We start from the raw sequence: 3,751 nt of genomic DNA on the forward strand, positions 1-3,751 counted from the left end.
ACCCCAATAGACACCACAACAACGGAGCCACCCACCCTCCCTGTTGTTGTAGGGGTAGAAGGATCTGAAGATTCCAAGCCAGTAAGCGCACCCCTTCCTGTTAAGCCTCAACCTGTTCTAAAAGCATCTGGGCTAGAAGCGGAACAGGTTGTAGAGGACGACTCTTCCGCCGCTGCTCAAGCCGCAACTTTTGAAAAAATTGCACAAGCCGGATTTCCGCTCACCTCGCCTTTGAAGGCTGAAGTTTTAGCAGCCCCGCTTGAAGTGGTGAGTGATGCTTTGGCTGCTGCCATTGAGTATCGAGACAGGCATGAAGTGAGGAATCCGATCGGCTTGCTCAGGGATGCGATTAGTCAGTGCTGGAAACTGGGAGCCAGTGAACACCCCAAAGCAGTTAAGGCTGCAGAACCGGGCTTCAAAGAATGGTTTGACCTAGCTCATAGGCTGAGGCTGGTTACAGCTAGCCAATTGATTGAAGGAGAGCAATACATCCTGACTAATGATGACGAGTGGGAGCCTTGGGGCTTTATTGCTGCTGCGTTTCCGATCGCGCGATTGAAGCAAATGTTGGTTTAAGCCATGTTTTCCTAAAAGTGCTGAACTGCCGAGGCTAATCTAGTTAGTGTCATGCCTTTGTAATAGGCATTGCCGAGTACAACCTACTTTGCGGTGAGAAATCAATGAGCTTTAATCTTTTCTATTCCTGGCAGGCAGACTTGCCATCAGACGCAAATAAAGATTTTATTAAAACATGCTTGAAGCAAGCTCTAAACCGGGTTGAGCGAGAGCATGAATTAGATGAGCGGCCTTCTTTGGATCATGACACTCTTGGTGTTCCGGGTTCTCCAGAAATCATCAATACGATCTTGTCCAAGATCGATAAAGCCTCAATTTTTGTTGCAGATCTGAGCTTCATTGCTAAGACTGGAAACGGAAAATTCTGTCCTAACCCCAATGTGTTGATCGAGCTTGGATATGCGTTGAAATCCCTGGGAAGTGAAAGGCTTATTTTCGTAGTCAATGAGCACTGGGGAGTTGTAGAAAATAACTTGCCCTTTGATTTGAGGCATAGAAGGTTCCCTATTAAATACAATCTTGCGCCTAAAGCGAGGTTAGATGCGCATAATCGTGAGCACGAAAAGTTAGTTAAAGAATTTGTTTATCGAATAGGTAACGTTATCTCTTCTCAAGGTGTTACCACTCCGAGGACTAGGCCAGAAACATTTAAGCAAGATCAAGCTTTATTTTCTAAGTTGATTAATGATTTTCCTTCCAATGGGAAGCTCGCGAGGTTCCTAGATAAAGAGAGTGTGGGGAATCTTTTTCTACTCTGGTATGTGGATGAGGCAGAACGATTCGTTTATAATTGGTCAAACGCAATGCATAAGTTTTTTGATCCTACCCTTGAGAAGCAGAGGCAAAAGCTTATTGAGCTTCTGACTCAGTTTGTTGATAGAATTCCAAACCATGTTTGGCTTACGCCTAGTGGCCGATATTATGATATGGGTCTTGAAGAGCCCAATATTTCAGATGGCGAGCTTGAAAGACGTCTTAAGGCAAGAGATGAGATTAACGAAATATGCAAGCAAGCTTATAAAGAACACCAAGAACTTATATACAATTGCAGAAAAACTCTTGGCTCTGTTGAAGAAGCTTAGGTTTATTTTCAAATCACTAAAGCGATCGCCCCTTTGCCTCTTGCCCTTCACCAAGCGCGATCGCCTCTGCTTTTGAAAGATTGTTCAAAATCCGAGAATTTCGTAATATCCAAGGCTTCAGCGATCGCCTCAACTTTTCCCCAATTGGGGAACGCAACCGAAACAATGAGCTATTGAGCGATCGCTACACGTCCCCAATTGGGGCAACTGACCAACGAGGATGAGTGGGAGCCTTGGGGCTTTTTGTCTACTGCTGAGCGATCGCGCGATCGAACAGGGTGCTGGCTTAATGATGGAGCTGAATAATACACCCCTTCACCTGCCGTTAGTAACCTTTCGGACTTAACTAGCTCAATTTAATACGGTCGGCATGCAACGCGATTGTTCGATTTCTAATCGAAGGGACTATCAAGGGGTACATCCGCTACTGACAGTCCCTCAAGTGTAAGCCTAAGAAAATTGCTTGCCAAAAAGCCGTTATCATTCCGCGGACAACTAGAATGCTTCGATGGTTGCCTCGAAATGCTTGAACAATGCGCAGTCTTTTATTGTCTCGCACACGGAAGGGGAGAACAACATCGAAAGCTGTTGCTGTTCTCGGAATTAGTTCTTTTGCCTCAAACTTCGTGCCGGAAGGGAAACGGAAATCTGAGTGCTGCTCACGGTAAAACCTTAACTGTTTGTAGAGTGCAGATGTGCCAATAGGCTCGGGATACACAGACAACCAGATTTGTGCGGACAGCTCTGGATCACGGGCGAATAACTGAACCTCATGCCAACAGTCATCGTCGTACCTCGCGTGCCGAAGCACAGTTGGGAAATTTCTCAGCCCACTCAGGCGTGTACCAGCATCACCGTAAGCCTCTGGTGATGCATCATCAGTGGTCAGAAATTCCGCGAAAACACGTCTCATACGGTCACATCGAGCAGTAGAACTTTTTATTAGACGGAAGGCTGAGGGCGTTTCTTCGGACTTTTTTCGCCTTCCATTGTGCCTAAGATACCCGAAATGAATTTATGTGGAATTCGAATTGTGAGGCAGCACTATCTTAAATCTCCCTACCCGTGAAAGCGAGTAGGCTGGCAACTCACTTCTAGCATTGTAGAAAGGAAGCTGGCCAAGTGAGAACTGCTGAGCGATCGCGCCAGTTGTCCAGAATTCGGACATCTTCTTGCAGTGGTTCTGAGTTGAAAGGCGATCGCTACACGTCCCAAAATGGGACAACTGACTCACGAGGATGAGTGGGAGGCTTGGGGCTTTTTGTCTGCTTTCCTAGGGCACGATTGAAGCGGATGCTGCTGGGTAACGGCCCCAAGTTGAGCGGACGGTGACGCAAAACAAGCGCGATGATAGTGTGACGATTCGTGCCGCTCCAATGAATCGTTAGGCATTAGTAAACTAGAGCCTTTCACTAGAAAAGCAACTAAACCTCAATCCAAAATGCTTCTTAAGTTTTTCTTCTTACTCTCAAGCATTTCTTCTGGCTCTGAAACAGCTTCCAATTAGAATAACGCCCAAGCCAAAGATATAAAGCCAGAATCCAGGCTCTAGAGAACAAGGGTAATCCACGGTACTGTGGTAACCTATGCCATCCAGAAACCAAGCCTGCAGCATCGAAAGCAAAACCGTTGGCAAAAGCATAACTAAAAACAAGACAAAAAATCTGTTGATACCACCCCTGCTCAAAAAATAGCTAGCAAACAAAAAACAGGTTGCAAAGGAAAGACATGAAAAATACAAATAGTAAAAAGCTATATTGACTTTTTTCAACCAGTCAATGTAACTTGACCTGAAAATAATTTCTTCAGATGAAAACCCGCATGAAAACCATTGCATGAAAAGCGAAAAAACCAAGATGGACATTCCAGCTATTGGCAAAAAATTCATCAACTTACTGGCAATCGTTCGGTTCATTGCTAAAAATTTTTAGTCCAAGCATTTAGGAGAAGCAAGAAAATTGTCAAAAGACTCAATATCGCTATAGCAATCCTAAATAGGATGTGGGGCTAACCATACATGAAGGCCTTCTCAAACGTAAACCACTGCTGATGCGTGACCAGCTCAAATAGATACTTCACCACGGCAAAAGATT

The 3,751-nt window shown here is 45.0% G+C and carries 5 protein-coding genes; 3 read left to right on the forward strand and 2 right to left on the reverse strand.

Features of this window, described 5'->3' with window-relative positions; translation table 11 throughout:
- Positions 1–576 (forward strand): hypothetical protein (locus tag H6F68_RS00085; RefSeq protein ID WP_242065273.1); only part of this gene is annotated, 576 nt, incomplete at its 5' end.
- A 104-nt stretch (positions 577–680) separates the two neighbouring features.
- On the forward strand, positions 681–1,658 hold the full coding sequence (locus H6F68_RS00090) for a hypothetical protein (protein WP_190555677.1): 978 nt from the start codon (positions 681–683) through the stop codon (positions 1,656–1,658).
- Between the two features lie 16 nt (positions 1,659–1,674).
- On the opposite strand, the gene H6F68_RS00095 is transcribed toward H6F68_RS00090, so the two are convergent.
- Positions 1,675–1,824, reverse strand: coding sequence for a hypothetical protein (locus H6F68_RS00095; protein WP_190555678.1), 150 nt, complete (start codon positions 1,822–1,824; stop codon positions 1,675–1,677).
- 54 nt (positions 1,825–1,878) lie between these two features.
- Here H6F68_RS00095 and H6F68_RS29235 point away from each other — a divergent pair, with 54 nt between their 5' ends.
- Entirely contained in the window at positions 1,879–2,004 is a 126-nt protein-coding gene (locus H6F68_RS29235; RefSeq protein WP_277875979.1) for a hypothetical protein, read from the forward strand.
- Between the two features lie 1,122 nt (positions 2,005–3,126).
- Here the strand turns inward: H6F68_RS29235 and H6F68_RS00100 are convergent.
- Complete coding sequence (locus H6F68_RS00100) at positions 3,127–3,573, reverse strand: hypothetical protein (protein ID WP_190555679.1); 447 nt, start codon at positions 3,571–3,573, stop codon at positions 3,127–3,129.
- Positions 3,574–3,751 lie beyond the last annotated feature (178 nt).

The organism is Trichocoleus sp. FACHB-262 (assembly GCF_014696035.1).
In the GTDB taxonomy this organism is placed as follows: Bacteria; Cyanobacteriota; Cyanobacteriia; order FACHB-46; family FACHB-46; genus Trichocoleus.

Coding starts and splice junctions, on each gene's coding strand:
- H6F68_RS00090 (WP_190555677.1), top strand. CDS start 681: ATGAGCTTTAATCTTTTCTATTCCTGGCAGGCAGACTTGCCATCAGAC.
- H6F68_RS29235 (WP_277875979.1), top strand. CDS start 1,879: ATGAGTGGGAGCCTTGGGGCTTTTTGTCTACTGCTGAGCGATCGCGCG.
- H6F68_RS00100 (WP_190555679.1), bottom strand. CDS start 3,573: ATGAACCGAACGATTGCCAGTAAGTTGATGAATTTTTTGCCAATAGCT.